This window comes from Pseudomonas sp. B21-021 (assembly GCF_024749205.1).
Lineage (GTDB): Bacteria > Pseudomonadota > Gammaproteobacteria > Pseudomonadales > Pseudomonadaceae > Aquipseudomonas > Aquipseudomonas paraglycinae.
Map to the genome: position 1 here is coordinate 2794691 of NZ_CP087192.1, position 16962 is coordinate 2811652.

The window sequence follows — 16962 nt, forward strand, 5'->3', positions numbered from 1 at the left end:
GTTTACAAAGAGCCTGCGACGCAAGCGCGAATCAGCATCCGTTTTCAGGCGCGGGGCATTCTCAACAACGCGTTTACCATGGCATCGATTTCGGCCTCGGTGTTGTAGGCGTGCAACGATGCGCGGCTGACTTCCAGCAGGTCCCGTTGCTGCATGTCGAGCATCGTCGAGCGGAAAGTCGAGGTGGTGACGTTGATGCGTTTTTCCTGCCCCGCCAGCCATGCCTGGACTTGCGCCGCTCCGGCGTCCTGGCAGGTGAAGGTGACGATGCCTGACTTGACCGCGCCCCGATCCTGCGGCGTAACCCCCGGCACATCAGCCAGGCGATTGCGCAGGTGGGCCGACAATTGTTGAATGCGCTTCCACATCGGTTCGATGCCTTGCGCCAGCGCATAACGGGCCGCCGCGCCCATGCCCAGTTTCGCCGCGACGTTGCATTCCCAGTTTTCGAAGCGCCGGGCATCGCCGCGAATCCTGAAGGTGTCCGGGGTCAGCAATGCAGCCGCATGCAGGTCGAGAAACGCTGGCTCAAGGTTTTCGCACAAAGTCTTTTCGACATAGAGAAACCCCATGCCCCGAGGGCCGCGAAGGTATTTTCGGCTGGTGGCAGCGAGCATATGACAGCCGATTTTCTGCACATCGATCGGCATCTGCCCGACGCCCTGACAGGCATCCAGCAGAAACAGAACGCCGGCTGCGCGGGCGAGGGCGCCAATCTGTTCGATGGGCTGCACCGGGCCGCCATTGGTGGCAATCACCGGCAGCGACACCAGGGCAACCCGGTCATCGCCGAGCATGTCCCGCAGCGCCGGCAATGACACCTGTCCCTGTTCATCGTTGGGAATGACCCTGATCTCGATGCCGCGCTGTTGCTTGAGTTGCAAATAGGGAATGTAGTTGCCGGCGTATTCGGTGGTCGACGTCAGCACCACATCACCGGGCCGCAGCGGCAATGAATAGAAGGCCATGTCCCAGGCGCGGGTCGCGTTTTCGATCACCGCGATCTCTTCGGGTCGCGCGTTGATCAGTTGGCCGATGGCGTCGTAGACATCCTCCACTTCCCGGGCGTGTTGCCCGGCGGCTTCATAACCGCCGATCCGGGCTTCAAGTTGCAGGTGACGGGTCATTACTTCGATCACCGGATCGGGCATCAGCGCCGCACCGGCGTTGTTGAAGTGAATCAATTGCTCGACACCCGGAGTGTCGGCGCGCAGTTGTTCAATGTTCAAAGCAAACTCCTTGATCAGTCACCCGGCGGGATCTGGCTCGGTTGCATGACCATGGGCCGGTAGCGCAACGCAACGATGGGAATCAGCGCGAGGATGTAGGCGAGGCAGACAAACAGGTAGGTGTACTGCAAACCATAGACCTGGCTGAGCAGACCACCGGCCGAGATTCCGGCAATGGACGCGAATTGCGCGGTGCTTTGGGCAATGCCCAGCACGTAGCCCTGGCGCGAGCTGTCGGCGGTCTTGGAAATCAGCGCCATCAACACCGGCGTCGTGGCACCGAGCAATACGCCCCAGATGAAGTAGGCGCCGACGAACACGATCGGGTTACGCGTGACGCCCGCGAGTGCCGTCAGCGCGATGCAGCCGATCACGACATAAGTGATGCGTTGCAAGGTGTCCTGCTGGGAACGGTGCTCGAAGTAACGCGACCATGCCGTTGCCGACAGAATGAAACCCAATGCCAGCAAGCCATAACACAGCCCGACCACCGAGTTGCTGACCTCGAACACTGAGCTGACATACAGCGAGAACGATGTCTGCGGCAGCATCCGTGCCAGCAGCAAAATACCCATCACTCCCAGTAGCGAAAGAAGTGGCGTGCCTTGCCAGACGCTGGCGGTGTGGCTGGTCGGAGCGGTTTTATTGGCGACCGGTGCTTTCTTCACCGGCGGCACGTCCGGCAACGTGACGGCCGCGACCACGGTGCAGATCGCGCACAGCACCGCCGCGATCATGTTAATCCAGAAGAACGTCGCGTAATCGAGGATCAGGCCGCCGACCACCGCACCGAGCAACGAGCCGACGTTGGTGGAGATCTGCAGGATCGCGAACAGCCGCGCTCGCCGCGAAGGCGCCTCGATACTCACGCCATAAGCCTGGGCCGGTGCGATGTAACCGGCGAAGGCGCCTTGCAGGAAACGCAGGATCAGGATCACCCAGATGTCACTGCACAGGGCCAGCCCAAGCTGGGTCAATGACAGGCCGGCGAGGGCGCGGATCATCATCAACTTGTGGCCGTAGCGATCGCCGATACGGCCCCAGAATGCACTGGTCAGAATAATGCCCAGCATCGGCCCGACGTACACGGCGATGCTGGCGAAGCTGAAAAGCGAATCTGACGAGGTTAGCCCGCGCAGGTGGACAGGCCAGAACGGCCCGCTCATTTCCATCGCGCCCATCGAAATGAGCTGGATCGCGAACAGAAGATAAATCAGGACTCTTACGCGCGAACCCGCGATGGCACCTGCTTGGGTCATGAGTCAGCCTCGGTTATTGAACGACATTGAGCGGGTTGGTCAGCGTGTGCTGAATCCGGTAATTGGAGTACTGCATCATGTGCATGCGCAGCAACGAACGGGTCGGCCACGGATCATTGAGGAAAGCCTTGCGTTCGACTTCCCACAGATCCGGCGCGACACGCTCGCGCACCGCCGCGAACGCCTGCTCGGTCTCTTCACGCAGAATGTCCCACATCCGGTTGTTGTCCAGCGCGTACTCCTTGGTCAGCCACAGGGCCATTTCATGCAGGTGCGTGAGGAACGCCGCGTCGAGCACGAACATGCGCACTGGCTCGATATCGCCCTCGAACACCGTTGGCAGAATGCCCGGCTGCACGTGCGGTTGCAGGGTGTAGCCGCGTCCCTCCAGCAATGGAGCGTAGGTCCTGCCGTCGCCGAAATCGCGGATCAGCAGACTACGTGCTTTGCCATCCGGGGAAAACAGCACCATCGTGTTCTGCTGGTGCGCTTCGAGCCCGATCCCGTACAACAGGTAGATCGCCACCACCGGGTGGGTGACCACTTTGGCGTACTGACGGAACCAGTCTTCGACCTGCGTGGCATTCGCCCGAACGCCATCGCGCTCGATCAACTCGGTGAACAACGGTCGACCACTACCCGGCAAACGAGTGAACAGTGACGCCACGGTAATTGGCAGGCATTCATCGCTACGCTCGAACGCTTGCTGGCTGGCCCGGAACACCACCGACAGATGCCGGCCGGGGTGATCGTCCTGAGTGATCGCGTTCTTGTAACGGACACCAATCTCTTCCGGGAAAATTTCCAGGCGCTGCCCGAAACCGTTTTCGACCTCGAGGATCTTCGTGATGACGGTGCTGATGCGCGGCCCCATATGAATCGACTTGGCTTGCAGGCTGCGCAGCTCGCTGGTCATCCACACGGCAATCGGTAACTTGATCAGCGGCGCGCTCTCCTTGAGCACCGGCATCATCGTGCGGTACGACATGGTCGGCAGGGTCTGGATGTCCGGGCCGTCGGTGATCAGGATGCCTTCTGCGATTTCCGCCGCGAAATTCTTCAGCACGTAGGCCTGCAAATGCCACGCGTGAATCGGCAGCGGCAACCACTGGCATTCGTCGAGGCCCTTGTTGTTCAGCGATGCTTTCCATTGCTCCCATTGCGTCGGGAAGTTGCCGGCAAACCAGCTGCGGTAATCGGTGACGTGGGGCATGCTTTCGCTTTTCGCCATGTCGGCCCGTAGCGCGGCAATGCGCAGCGGCACCTGGGCGTTGAATTCCGGCGACAGTTGCTCGACTTCCTCATCGCTGAGGCCCGGGCGGGCTTTCCAGGTCGGATAGTAGGGGTGACCTTCCAGCGAGCCCCACTGGTCGAGAAGGATCGCAGCGTCCTTGGTGCTGGCGTGCTGGCGCAGATAGTCGGTCAGGCTGTCGAGGCCTTGTTCCCGGGCGGCGGTGGCCAGTCGTGCGTTCCATTGCTGGCGATGCTGACGGGCGTGGGCGTCGTTCATCAGGCTGTTTTCCATGTCCGACTTGAGCCCGGCGATGCCTTCATCGGTCGGTTCGAAATCGAAGCTGTCGCGCAGCACATCCAGCAAATCCTGATGGGTGTAGATCACCTGGCGTACGCCTTCATCCGTCATCAGGATCACGTCGCCGTCATTGACCACGGTGTCCGCCGGGCCCTTGGCGATGTTGGAAAAGAACACCTGGGAACGGCCGTCCTTCAGCGCGTACGTGGCCTCGTTGCCGGCCTCGGAGAAGCGCAGCCCCGAGCGATCCAGAATGTTTTCGGCAAACAGGCAACGGATCATCCGTCGCAGGGCGTTCTTGCGGGAGTAGGCGATGAGTGTCTTGAAGTCATCCATATCAGCTATCTGCTCGTCGAGAAATTAATGAAAAGTTGAACCCGCTCACGCCGTGCGCGGCCAATGGCGGGGGAAGTAGTCGAGCGCCGAGTCGCGCAGGCCCTGCATATAGGAAACGCTCCATTGCAGGACTTCTTCGATGTAGGGGACTTTCAATTCGAAGCGCCGCGCCATTTCCACCAGCAGCACAAGGCCGTAGGCAACGTCTTCGTTGAAGGCGCGGCTTTCGCGCTCGATCACGTAGCCGGCGCGGTTGTCGTCGGCCGGAATCATCGGGGCGAGGATGTCGTTGTAGGCCTGGTTGGTGCGCAGGATCGACAACATGCTGCTCTGATCGCGGATCTGCTCGCCGTAGGCTTCGACAATTTCCTGCTTGAGGGATTTGACCGACGACAGGTCGATGCCCATGCGCTGGCTGATCACGTTGCACAGTTCCTGGCTTTCCTGATCCATGCGTTCGAGGAAGTAGGCACCCAGCTCGGGGCATTCGGTCCACCAGCACATGCGTTGCGGGAAGATCTTGCGGTGCCACTGGCCGTAAGGGCCGATCAAGCCGTAGATCACCGAGCTGTGCATGATCGGGTTGCCCGGTGTCAGGGTGATTTCCAGATAGTGGTCGAGCATCGTCACGCAGGGGCCGTACAGCGTGGTGAGGATTTGTTCCAGGTGTTGCCGTGATTGCGCTGATTCCCGGTCGTGCAACGCGACATACAACTGGCTCTTGCCGCCGCCCATCTTGACCGACACACCCGGCTTCAGATCGAACGCGGTGTGCGGCACATCCTTCATGCCCCAGATCACCACGTTCGAGCGCTCGCCCAGCGAAGCTTCGGCCAGCCAGTCGAAGCCGCAGAAACCCGGGATCGCGCCGACGTACACCGGTTTGCTCGAACTCAAATGCGGAGCGATGGCTTGCAGGGTTTGCGGTCGTGCATGGGCTGGTACGGTGATGATCACGATGTCGGCGTCGGCAACCACGACGCTGGCATCGGTGCTGACCTGATCCGGTCGTGCGCTCAGCGTCGAGCCGTCCGGCATCAGCGCCTGCATTGGCGAGTTGGCGAGGTGACGGTCGATCACCTCTTGATTGTTGGTGAGCATCGAAACCTGAACATTGGGCAGCTGTTTAAACAGGATGGCATTCAGGTGCCCGGTCCGGCCTGCGCCGCAGATGGCGACTTTCAGCGGTTTCATACAGAGACATTCCTGTGTGGGAGGCGCGTCAGGCGACGCTCAATTGCAGGGGAGTGGCGTCGGATTCCAGCCAGCGGGTCTTGCCCAGCCAGCGATCCAGTTGCGGGGCGACGCCCGGGTCCAGCAGGTCGCGTTCTTCCAGCCATTTGTCATCGAACACGGTGTGCAGGTACTTCTCGCCGCCATCGGCAATCGGCACCACAACGTTGCCGGTCAGCGTGCCTTTGTGGATCAGCTCCAGCGCCTTGAAGATCGCACCGCCGGTCGAACCGCCGACCAGCAGGGCCAGGTTGCGTGCGATGTAGCGGGCGGTTTCGAACGCCTGTGAGTCGGTGACCTGCAAACCCAGGTCGATGCAGCTGTAGTCGAGCACCAGGCCAACGGTGTCGCCGGCCGGGGTGCCAGTTCCCGACTGGTAATACGGATAACCGGGATGGCCGAAGACGATGGAACCGGCCGGTTCGACGGCGACGGTGACGATGTCCGGGTTGTGCAGTTTCAGACCCCGTGCAATGCCGGTCATCGAGCCGCCGGTGCCGACGCAGCCAACGTACGCGCCGATCTGGCCACCGGCCTGGGCGATGGTTTCACGCACGAAGTCGCTGTAGCCGCCGGCGTTGGCGGCGTTGTCGGACTGGTTCATGAACACCGCGCCGGGGATCTGCGAGGCCAGTTCGGCGGCCAGCCGTTGACGCTCGACCACAGCCACTTCGTCTTCCCGGTACGTGCCGGCGACGAAGCGGATTTCCGCGCCCAGGGCCTTCATTACCGCGATCTTGTCCTGCGCCGCATGGTGATCGACCACGGCAATGAAATGCAGGTCGAACTCCACGGCTGCCATCGCCAGGCCGATGCCGGTATTGCCGGAGGACGATTCCACGACCACGCCACCGGGTTTCAACTTTCCGGACTTGAGCGCCGCCAATACCATGTTTCGCGCCATACGGTCTTTAATACTGCCGCCGGGATTGTTCTTCTCTATCTTGAGCAAGAGTCGGGCGTTGGTATCCGGAACATCAATGCCCAACATTGGTGTATTGCCAATAAGATCCGAAACTTTATTCAGTATCATCTGGACGTCTTCCCTTAATAGTCAGGTGTGAATGCGTAGTTACCTTCCGTACAACAAGTCGCCGTCAGTCGCCGTGGCAACGGGTGGCGATGAAATTCGTTTTCCAGCAAGTCCATCTGATAACCGGCGGTGTTGGCGTAGATCAATAAATCGCCGGTTTGTGGTGTTGTTTCGAAGTGGATCAGTCGATGAGTGATCACATCATCGTCCAGGCAACTATGCCCGGCGATATAGGCTTGCATCGGAACTTGTTTTGATTCTTTCGAAGTGATCAGGATTGGATCGACGAGGTATTCAGACGAGAACCAGGTTTCGCACGCGCTGAAACTGCTGCCTTCGGCAAAGATCACAACTTTGTTGTCGGCCAGTTGTTTGGTGCGGGTCACGCGAAAGACGGTAATGGCTGCTTGATCCACCAGACTTCGGCCTGGCTCCAGTGCCAGTTTTATATGCTGGTTCTTCAAGTAACCGGCAATGGTTTTTCCTGGGGAATGCTCCGACTCCAGAAATAAGTCCAGCCACTGGCAAGCCGTCAGACTGCTGCCATAAGGATAAAAAGAGTTGGGTACTCGACGATTCTGATAATTAGCAGGGTTGTTGTCGTTCTGCAAAAAACTGCCGTACTCCTGCGGGTCGACATAGCGCATCGGCAGGCCACCACCGATGTCGATCATGACCGGGTCGAGACCCATTTCCCTGGCTGCATCGACGAATCCGGTCACTTCACGGAAAGCCTGCACCCGGGTTTCGTAGCCGTACCCGCCGAGGTGGAAATGGAATCCTTCGAAGTGCAACGACTCACGAGATTCCGTCAGCCATTGCAGACACTGGAACACGTCATCGGCGCCCATGCCAAAGCGGCTCGCCGGGCAACTTGTCGGCCTGTAACGCAGCAGGACTCGGGCTTTGGCCGTTGCCGGCGTAGTGTCGAGCAGTGCTTTGAGCTGGCTGAACTCTTCCCGTGAATCCACACAAATCAGCGAACCGCCTTGTACCAGTGCTTGATGAAACGCGGTCGTTTTGGCCGGCCCGGTTGCGCACAAATGTTCCGCTTTGGTCCCGGCGCGCAGCGCGGCTTGCAGCTCAAACAGGCTCGATACGTCAGTGCCGATGCCTGACGACGCAGCCGCAGCCAGCAGGCACTGGGACTTGTTGGCTTTGGCACCGTAAAAAATCGCGTAGTCAACGTCGTGCTTTTTCAACACCGATTGCAGCGCCTGGGCATTGGCCTCAAAGGCATGTGGCCACACCAGATTCAGCGGCGATCCGTGTTGTTTAACCAGCTCAACAAGTTTCCCTGGTGAATGTTGAAGAAATTTTTCGATAATAGGGTCAAGTAACGGTTTCAGCACTTTTGGGTAATGAACTTCAGTTGTTTCTTTAACGGGCGGCGCAATTAATTCAGGCATAGAAAACCTCTGGCGTAAATAATCGCCATATGTATGTTGCGTGTTCTAGCTGCTCGTCAGGTACGAGTGTTTAAAGAGGTGGAGGCGGATGACAGATCCGCTCTGGAATTAAACAAGGGGCATGTTCTTTCATAAAATTTTTACAAATCTGTTTCATGAGAACCCCACTCCTTAAGGTTCAGGCAGGCAAGGAGAAGGCCAATAAAATGTGGCCTTGTCGCTTTTGAAGTGCCATTACCTGACATGTAAATGACATCATTGCGCCGAACTTTCCGTGAACAAAATCGCAGGTCTTGATTTGAGTCTCGACCCTGTCAGCGGCTCGAACAATATTGCGAACAGGAACGATTATCAAGTAAGGTTTTCAAATATTTTTGAATGAACACACACAACAGGGGAGTGCGAAGCCGTTTGTTCGCCTGCTCAAGTAAGCGCTCGCGTATTGATTAAAAAATCCCTTAACGCCTTGTTATTCAAGGTGTTGACGGTTGATTCAATACGCGTGGAATCAACCCGGTTTTTCCCCTGTAACAGGTGTTCGAATTTTTTTGAAAACCCACGACTGAAGCACGCTCAGGAGAGTCCCGATGACTGTTCGTCACAGCACCAACGCCACGCTTCCCATCAGCTACCTGTTCGTTCCCGGCAACCGGCCGGAGCGCTTTTGCAAAGCGGCCGAAGCCGGCCCGGACGCGATCATTCTCGACCTCGAAGACGCCGTTCATCCGAACAGCAAAGCCGTGGCCCGGGCATCGATCTGGGCCTGGCAGCAGAGCACGCCCGAAACCGCCTGCCAGCGTTACATCCGGCTGAACAGCGTCGGCAGCTCGCTGTTTCGCCAGGACATGACGTGGCTGGGCGACATGCGCTACCCCGAGCGCTGCGCGGGGATTTTCCTGCCCAAGGCCGAATGCCCGGAGAGCCTGTCGCGCGTGGTCGAGCGCCTGCTGGAATGGAACCCCGAGCTGCAAATCGTCGCCATCATCGAGACCGCCAAGGGCCTGCATCAGGTCGAGGCGATTGCCGCGATTCCCGGGTTGGCGCGGCTGGCATTCGGTTCGCTGGATTTCTCTCTGGACATCGATTGCAGCCAGATTCCCGAGGCGTTCCTGTTCGCCCGCAATCGCATCGTGCTGGCTTCACGGGTGGCCGGATTGCCGGCGCCGATCGATGGGGTGACCCCGGCCATCAGCGACATGGCGGTGGTCGAGCGCGACTCGCGTTACGCCCGGTCGCTGGGGTTCGGCGCCAAGCTGTGTATCCATCCTTCGCAAATCGCCACGGTGCAGAAAGCCTTCCTGCCCAACGCCCGCCAACTGGCGTGGGCGGACCGGGTCCTGAGCGCGGTGGCGGGGGGCAGTCACGCGGTGCAAGTCGACGGCGAAATGGTCGATCTGCCGCTCATCGAACAGGCCCAGCGCCTGCGCGACATGGCCAGCCAGTACGCGCTGGTCGCCAATGCGGATGCCTGCTGAAACCGGGGGTGAATCATGGGACATGGTTACCAGATTGCCCTGCGTGCGCTGTGCGATGTGCGGCAATCCGAGCAGGTCGATCCGCTTAACGTGCAGCGCCTGCGCGAGGCGATCATCCAGGCCGGGCACTGGCTCGAGCCGATCATCATCGAGCGCTCCCGAGGCATCGTGATGGACGGCAATCACCGGTTCAACGCGGCGCGGGCACTGGGGTTGAAACGGGTGCCGTGCATCCAGCTCGACTACGCCGACCCACGTGTCTGTGTGCGCCACTGGCAAACCGGGCAAGCGTTCGAAGTGGCGCAGATTTTCACCACCATCGAGCGCGGCGAGCTGTTCCCGTACAAGACCACCCGGCACGCGTTCGACCCCGCGCTGCCGGTGGTCTCCATCCCGTTGCAATGCCTGTATGACTGACCCGCGTCGGAGGGTGGGTTTCGCAAACTCATCCTCCGGCGTTTTCCCCTCCGGGCGATCCGCTCAAAAAAATATCCGATCCTGCTGATACTTTTTCGATTGTCGACTGGCAAATAGGAGTCATTACCATTTTCAGCCACTCGAGAAGGACCCAAACGTCATGTCTGTTGCAAGCCGACCCTGCAGTGAACGCGCACTCACACTGGCCATTCGCACCGCGATGCTGAGTTCCATTCTGGCCGCAGGAAGCGCCACTGCCTGGGCAGCAGACCCCAAGCAACCCGAGCAACAGGACGCCGTCGCCACCGAAGGGCTGACGCTGGACACCACCAACGTCAACGCCCGTTACAACGGCGCGACCGCATTGCCGGAAGTCCTCGCCGGGGGCCAGGTCGCCCGTGGTGCGCGGCTCGGGATGATGGGCAACAAGGACGTGATGGACACGCCTTTCAGCGTGACCAGCTACACCGCCAAGACCCTCGCGGATCTGCAAACCGTCACCGTGGCCGATGCGCTGGAACGCGACCCATCGGTGCGCTCCACCGGGCAGACCGGCGGGATCGTCGATTCGTTTTTCATCCGTGGATTTGCGATAGGCGAGGGCAACCTTGGCGAGCTGGCCTATGACGGTGTGTACGGCGTCGCGCCCAACTATCGGGTGTTCACCGAATACGCCGAACGCGTCGAAGTGCTCAAAGGGCCGGGCGCGCTGATGTACGGGATTTCGCCCAACAGCGGCGTCGGCGGTGTGATCAACATCGTGCCCAAGCGCCCGCTGGCTGAAGACCTGACCCGCTTCACCGGCAGTTACGCTTCGGACTCGCAAGTGGGCGGCCATCTGGACATCAGTCGGCGTTTCGGTGACGAAAACCAGTTTGGCGTGCGTTTCAACGGCAGCCTTCAGGGCGGCGACACTGCGGTGGATGATCAGCAAAGGGATCTCAACATCGGCGCCATCGCCCTCGACTACCAGGGCGAGCGCTTGCGCCTGAACCTGGATTTCATCAGCCAGAAAGAGAGCTTCGATGCGGCCTCGCGCCCGTTCACCATCGCGCCGGGCGTCGAGGTTCCATCGGCGCCAAATGGCCGCACCAACCTGCCGCAGGACTGGGGCTGGTCGGACACCAAGGAGCAATCGGCCTTGCTCGGCGGCGAGTATGACCTCAACGATAACCTGACGGTGTTCGCCCACGCCGGTGGCGGTCGCTCGGACGTCAAGCGCATGTCCGACCAGGTGCCGCGAATCCTCAACGACGCCGGTGATACCAGCAACATTCCCGGCTACTACAAATTCAACGTTGACCGTTCAACGGCGGACGTGGGGATGCGAGCGCTGTTCGCCACAGGCCCGGTCACCCACACCACCACGGTCATGGCGACCCGTTACCAGGACGAGTTGTCCCGAGGCATCAACAACGGCACGGAAATTCGCTCGAACATCTACCATCCGGTGGACGTACCCAAGCAGTACATCAACTCGCCGAAAGTGCTGCGCATTTCCGAATCGGAACTGTCCGGCATCGCGTTGACCGACACCCTGGGCTTTCTCGATGACCGGATTCAGTTGACCCTCGGCGTGCGCCGTCAGGACATCGAGTCGCGTAACTACAACGCCTCGGGTGCGGTCAGCTCGCGTTACGACGACAACGCGACGACGCCGCTGGCGGGCGTGGTGGTCAAACCGTGGGACGACGTTTCGCTTTACTACAACTACGTCGAAGGCTTGAGCAAGGGCGACATCGCCCCCGGCACGGCGGCGAACTCCGGCGAAACCTTCGCACCCTACAAGTCCAAGCAGCACGAAATCGGCGTGAAGTACGAACACGGTACGTTCATGACCACTCTGGCGCTGTTCCAGATCGAGAAGCCGAGCGGCGAAATCGGCGCCGGCAACGTGTTCTCGGTGCAAGCCGAACAACGTAACCGTGGCGGCGAGTTGAGCATGTTCGGTGAAGTCGCGCCGGGCACCCGCCTGATGGGCGGCGTGACCGTGCTCGATGGCGAACTGACGGATTCGGCCACCGCCGCCAACCGTGGCAACAAACCGGTGGGCGTGCCGGATGTCCAGGCCAACCTCTGGGCCGAGTGGGATACACCGTGGGTTGAAGGTTTCACCCTGACCGGCGGCGCGATCTACACCGACAGCCAATACGTCAATCAGGCCAACACCCAGGAGCTGCCTTCCTGGACCCGCGTCGATGCCGGTGCCCGTTACGCCACCAAGATCGAAGGGCGGCCGACGACATTCCGCGCCACGGTGCAGAACGTGTTTGATCGTGAGTACTGGTCGGGTGTGGCGTCCTACGGCGCGTTCTCCCCGGGCTATCCACGCACGTTGCAGTTGTCGGCGACTGTCGACTTCTGATCGGGGGGCGCACTTGATGGCAGGACAGTCGAGTGCGCCTTCTTCTATATAGCTACGCACAGCGGTTGATCACAGAGCCTTCAAGGAAAAGGAGTATTCGAATGTTAACCAGCCCGGCATCGACTTCCTCTGGTACGCCATTGCCGATCCCGAAAGGCCAGCGGGCCTTCGATTTCGAGCGCAGCACCAATGAGCATATCCGTGAGCTGCTGCATTATTACGGGCTGCGCACCAGCCTGATCCGAATCAAGGTGATCGATGCCTTGCTGGTTGCCGCACGGGAAGGGCGCGCCGTTGGCGGACGCGGGGTGCATGGGTATCTGCAGGCGTTTGTCAGCGGCATCCAGTTCATTAGCGTCAGGGAAGTGCTCAAGCGTTTGTGCGAGGAGGGCGTCATCGTGTTTCAGCCCGACAAAAGCTACCGTTTCACCGGCGAGGCCTACGCGATGCTGGAGCAGCATGCCGACCGCTGACTGATCGCGTTTGCCGTTCTGACCAAAACCACCTGTTCGCAGGTGGTTTTTTCGTTGGGGCCGTCAATCATGATTCGCTGAAAGCGTTCGATCAGCGGACAGCCAAACCTTCGTCCAATTGCCCGATTCGGCACGCCGGCGTACTGTGACCGGTGATGGCGTAAACCGTGACCATCACCATAACGACAAGATCGAGTGCCTTGCCCATGGACAGCCGCCTGCTGAGCGACCGCAGCAGCGTGTTTCGTCACGCTGACCCGTATGCCGTCTCCGACTATGTGAACCAGCACGTCGGCCAGCATTTCATCGGCCTGTCCAAAACCGCCCACCCGCAAGCCAGCCTCAATCACCGCAAACTCGCCGACCTCGATCTGTGCCGCATCAGCTATGGCGGCAGCGTTCGCGTCACGTCGCTGGCGCTGGAAACCGTGTATCACCTGCAAGTCCTGCTGCAAGGCAACTGCCTGTGGCGCGGGCACAAGCGCGAGCATCATCTGGTGCCGGGCGAATTGCTGTTGATCAACCCGGACGACCCGGTCGACCTGACCTATTCCGACGATTGCGAGAAATTCATCCTCAAGGTGCCGGTCAGCGTGCTGGAGTCGGTGTGCGACGAACAGCGCTGGCTGCATCCTGCCGGCGGCATCCGGTTTCTGCGCAATCATTACCGGCTCGACGAGCTGGAGGGGTTTACCAACCTGCTGGGCATGATCTGCCAGGAAGCCGAAGCCAGCGACCCGTTGCTGCGGGTGCAGGAACATTACGCGCAGATCGTCGGCAGCAAACTGATCTCGTTGATGAACACCAACGTCAGCCGTGAAAGCCTGAGTTCGCCGAGCGTCAGTTTCGAGCGGATCCTCGACTATATAGAGCGCAACCTGAAGCTGGATCTGCCCGCCGAGCACCTGGCGGCCCAAGCGAACATGAGCCCGCGTTCCCTTTACGCCTTGTTCGAACGCCAGCTCGGCGTGACCCCGATGCAACACATCCGCCAGCGCAAGCTGGAACGCATTCACACCTGCCTCAACGACCCGAGCTGTCCGGTGCGCAACCTCACCGAACTGGCGCTGGACTACGGCTTCCTGCACCTCGGGCGTTTCTCCGAAAGCTATCGCCAGCAGTTCGGCGAATTGCCGTCCGTGACCTTCAAACGCCGCCACTGAATTCCCGCCCCGAAACAATCTGAAGCACCTGCCGCGCCGTCCTGCACAAAACGGATAGCGCTCTGCAGGATTCGGATATTGCCGCCCGCGTTGCCTCCCTAATCTGACCTGGCCTGAACAATAACAATGGAGGCCCCGGCCATGTCCCTGGGAATCGACTACCTCAATGCCATGCTTGAAGAGGACCCCGAGAAGGGGGCCTACCGCTGCAAGCGGGAGATGTTCACCGATCCGCGGCTGTTCGAACTGGAGATGGCGCACATCTTCGAAGGCAACTGGATCTACCTCGCCCACGAAAGCCAGATCCCCAACGCCAACGACTTTCTGACCCTCACCATGGGTCGCCAACCCGTGTTCATCGCCCGCAACAAGGCCGGTGAACTCAATGCCTTTCTCAATGCGTGCAGCCATCGCGGCGCCATGTTGTGCCGGCACAAGTCCGGCAACCGTTCCAGCTACACCTGCCCGTTTCACGGCTGGACGTTCAACAACAGCGGAAAACTGCTCAAGGTCAAAGACCCAAGCGAAGCCGGCTACCCCGAAGGCTTCAACTGCGAAGGCTCTCACGACCTGACCAAAGTCGCGCGTTTCGAGTCCTATCGCGGCTTTCTGTTCGGCAGCCTGAATGCCGATGTGAAGTCGCTTGCCGAGCACTTGGGCGAGTCAGCCAAGATCATCGACATGATCGTCGATCAGTCCCCCGAAGGCCTGGAAGTGCTGCGCGGTTCCAGCTCCTACATCTATGAAGGCAACTGGAAACTCACCGCCGAAAATGGCGCCGACGGCTATCACGTCAGCTCCGTGCACTGGAACTACGCCGCCACCCAGAACCAGCGTCAGCAGCGCGACGCTGGCGAAGAAATCAAGACCATGAGCGCCGGCAGCTGGGCGAAGAAGGGCGGCGGTTTCTACTCGTTCGACCACGGCCACTTGCTTCTCTGGACCCGCTGGGCCAACCCCGAGGACCGTCCAGCCTACGAGCGTCGTGATGAACTGGCCCGGGACTTCGGCCAGGCCCGCGCCGACTGGATGATCGAGAATTCGCGCAACCTGTGCCTGTACCCCAACGTCTACCTGATGGATCAGTTCAGCTCGCAGATCCGCATCGCCCGGCCGATCTCCGTCGACAAGACCGAGATCACCATCTATTGCATCGCCCCCAAAGGTGAAAGCGCGGAGGCCCGGGCCAAACGCATCCGCCAATACGAAGACTTCTTCAATGTCAGCGGCATGGCCACTCCGGATGACCTCGAAGAATTCCGCTCGTGCCAGACCGGCTACGGCGCCGGGCGAGGCTGGAATGACATGTCCCGTGGCGCGACCCATTGGGTCGAAGGCGCGGACGCGGCGGCCGAGGAAATCGACCTCAAACCTTTGTTGTCCGGCATGCGCACCGAGGACGAAGGCCTGTTCGTGCTGCAACACAAGTACTGGCAGGAAACCATGCTCAAGGCGGCTTCCACCGATAAAAACCTGATCCCCGTGGAGGCTGTGTGATGAGCAACCTCTACGACACCGTGCGCGATTTCCTCTACCGCGAAGCGCGCTACCTCGACGACGGCCAGTGGGATCAGTGGCTGGAACTCTACGCCGCCGACGCCAGTTTCTGGATGCCGGCCTGGGACGACCACGACACCCTGACCGAAGACCCGCAAAGCGAAATCTCGCTGATCTGGTACGGCAACCGTGGCGGCCTCGAAGACCGGGTGTTCCGGATCAAGACCGAGCGCTCCAGCGCAACCATCCCCGACACCCGCACCTCGCACAACCTCAGCAACATCGAGATCGTCGAGCAGGGCGAAGGGCAATGCCTGGCGCGCTTCAACTGGCACACCCTGAGCTTTCGCTATCAGGTCACCGACAGTTATTTCGGCACCAGCTTCTACACGCTCGACCTGCGCGGCGACCAGCCGTTGATCAAGGCCAAGAAAGTCGTGTTGAAGAACGATTACGTCCGTCAGGTCATCGACATCTACCACATCTGATCGAGACGGCGGCGAGCCGGGCTCGACGCTGTGAGCGAGGTGCACCATGAGTTTCCAGATCGCACTGAATTTCGAAGACGGGGTTACCCGTTTCATCGAGGCCTCGGGCCACGAAACCGTTGCCGACGCGGCGTATCGCCAAGGCATCAACATCCCGCTGGACTGCCGCGACGGCGCCTGCGGCACCTGCAAGTGTTTCGCCGAGGCCGGGCGTTACGACATGGGCGACAACTTCATCGAAGACGCCCTGAGTGAAGACGAACTGGCCCAGGGTTACGTTCTGACCTGCCAGATGCGTGCCGAAAGCGATTGCGTGGTGCGGGTGCCGGTCGGCTCGCAGGTGTGCAAGACCGAACAGGCAAGTTATCAGGCGTCGATCAGCGATGTCCGTCAGCTTTCCGAAAGCACCATCGCGCTGTCGCTCAAGGGCGAGTCCCTGAGCAAACTGGCGTTCCTGCCGGGGCAATACGTCAATCTGCAAGTGCCGGGCAGCGAGCAATCCCGCGCCTATTCCTTCAGCTCTTTGCAGAAGAACGGCGAGGTCAGTTTCCTGATCCGCAATGTCCCCGGCGGCTTGATGAGCAGCTTCCTCACCGGGCTGGCCAAGGCCGGCGACAGCCTGAATCTGGCCGGGCCGCTGGGCAGTTTTTACCTGCGCGAGATCAAGCGTCCGCTGCTTTTGTTAGCAGGCGGCACCGGGCTGGCGCCGTTCACCGCGATGCTGGAGAAGATCGCCGAGCAGGGCAGCGAACATCCGGTTCACCTGATCTACGGCGTGACCAACGATTTCGATCTGGTGGAACTCGACCGCCTCGAAGCCTTCGCCGCGCGCATCCCGAATTTCAGCTTCGGCGCCTGCGTGGCCAATCCGCAGAGCCAGCACCCGCTCAAGGGCTACGTCACCCAGCACATCGAGCCGTGCCACCTCAATGAAGGCGATGTCGACGTGTACCTGTGCGGCCCGCCGCCGATGGTCGAGGCGGTCAGTCAGTACATCCGCGAGCAGGGCATCACGCCGGCGAACTTCTACTACGAGAAATTCGCGGCGGCCTGA

Annotated in this window: 14 protein-coding genes; 8 read left to right on the forward strand and 6 right to left on the reverse strand. The window is 60.2% G+C overall.

What is annotated here, in order from left to right; translation table 11 throughout:
- Nucleotides 1–44: 44 nt before the first annotated feature.
- Genes LOY31_RS12355 through LOY31_RS12380 form a run of 6 tightly spaced genes read right to left on the reverse strand, consistent with a single transcriptional unit; the run spans nt 45 to nt 8030 of the window.
- Nucleotides 45–1229 carry an aminotransferase class V-fold PLP-dependent enzyme gene (locus LOY31_RS12355; protein ID WP_258713374.1) on the reverse strand — a complete coding sequence of 395 codons (1185 nt, stop codon included), beginning with the start codon at nt 1227–1229 and terminating at the stop codon, nt 45–47.
- A 14-nt stretch (nt 1230–1243) separates the two neighbouring features.
- Entirely contained in the window at nt 1244–2488 is a 1245-nt protein-coding gene (locus LOY31_RS12360) for an MFS transporter (RefSeq protein WP_221533465.1), read from the reverse strand.
- A 13-nt stretch (nt 2489–2501) separates the two neighbouring features.
- Entirely contained in the window at nt 2502–4355 is a 1854-nt protein-coding gene (locus tag LOY31_RS12365; protein WP_221533464.1) for an IucA/IucC family siderophore biosynthesis protein, read from the reverse strand.
- A 45-nt stretch (nt 4356–4400) separates the two neighbouring features.
- The gene (locus tag LOY31_RS12370; RefSeq protein WP_085604799.1) at nt 4401–5549 is read right to left on the reverse strand and encodes an NAD/NADP-dependent octopine/nopaline dehydrogenase family protein; all 1149 of its coding nucleotides are present in this window, start codon (nt 5547–5549) and stop codon (nt 4401–4403) included.
- 28 nt (nt 5550–5577) lie between these two features.
- Nucleotides 5578–6621 carry a PLP-dependent cysteine synthase family protein gene (locus tag LOY31_RS12375; RefSeq protein WP_258713375.1) on the reverse strand — a complete coding sequence of 348 codons (1044 nt, stop codon included), beginning with the start codon at nt 6619–6621 and terminating at the stop codon, nt 5578–5580.
- Between the two features lie 14 nt (nt 6622–6635).
- Nucleotides 6636–8030, reverse strand: coding sequence for a Y4yA family PLP-dependent enzyme (locus LOY31_RS12380; RefSeq protein WP_258713376.1), 1395 nt, complete (start codon nt 8028–8030; stop codon nt 6636–6638).
- Between the two features lie 587 nt (nt 8031–8617).
- Between LOY31_RS12380 and LOY31_RS12385 the strand changes: the two genes are divergently transcribed.
- From LOY31_RS12385 to benC, 8 genes are all read left to right on the forward strand, one after another.
- Nucleotides 8618–9505, forward strand: a complete 888-nt coding sequence (locus LOY31_RS12385) for a CoA ester lyase (RefSeq protein ID WP_258713377.1) — start codon at nt 8618–8620, stop codon at nt 9503–9505.
- 15 nt (nt 9506–9520) lie between these two features.
- Entirely contained in the window at nt 9521–9922 is a 402-nt protein-coding gene (locus tag LOY31_RS12390) for a ParB N-terminal domain-containing protein (protein ID WP_258713378.1), read from the forward strand.
- 160 nt (nt 9923–10082) lie between these two features.
- Nucleotides 10083–12287 (forward strand): TonB-dependent siderophore receptor, encoded by a 2205-nt coding sequence (locus LOY31_RS12395; RefSeq protein WP_258713379.1) that lies wholly within the window; start codon nt 10083–10085, stop codon nt 12285–12287.
- A gap of 101 nt (nt 12288–12388) precedes the next feature.
- Nucleotides 12389–12760: a fe2+ zn2+ uptake regulation protein gene (locus LOY31_RS12400; RefSeq protein WP_127797827.1), complete on the forward strand. Its 372-nt coding sequence runs from the start codon at nt 12389–12391 to the stop codon at nt 12758–12760.
- A 206-nt stretch (nt 12761–12966) separates the two neighbouring features.
- Nucleotides 12967–13923, forward strand: coding sequence for an AraC family transcriptional regulator (locus tag LOY31_RS12405; protein WP_258713380.1), 957 nt, complete (start codon nt 12967–12969; stop codon nt 13921–13923).
- A gap of 141 nt (nt 13924–14064) precedes the next feature.
- Nucleotides 14065–15420 (forward strand): benzoate 1,2-dioxygenase large subunit, encoded by a 1356-nt coding sequence (benA, locus tag LOY31_RS12410; protein WP_127797829.1) that lies wholly within the window; start codon nt 14065–14067, stop codon nt 15418–15420.
- The gene (benB, locus tag LOY31_RS12415; protein ID WP_258713381.1) at nt 15420–15908 is read left to right on the forward strand and encodes a benzoate 1,2-dioxygenase small subunit; all 489 of its coding nucleotides are present in this window, start codon (nt 15420–15422) and stop codon (nt 15906–15908) included. Before benA ends, benB begins: the two co-directional genes overlap by 1 nt.
- 46 nt (nt 15909–15954) lie before the next feature.
- On the forward strand, nt 15955–16962 hold the full coding sequence (gene benC, locus LOY31_RS12420) for a benzoate 1,2-dioxygenase electron transfer component BenC (protein WP_258713382.1): 1008 nt from the start codon (nt 15955–15957) through the stop codon (nt 16960–16962).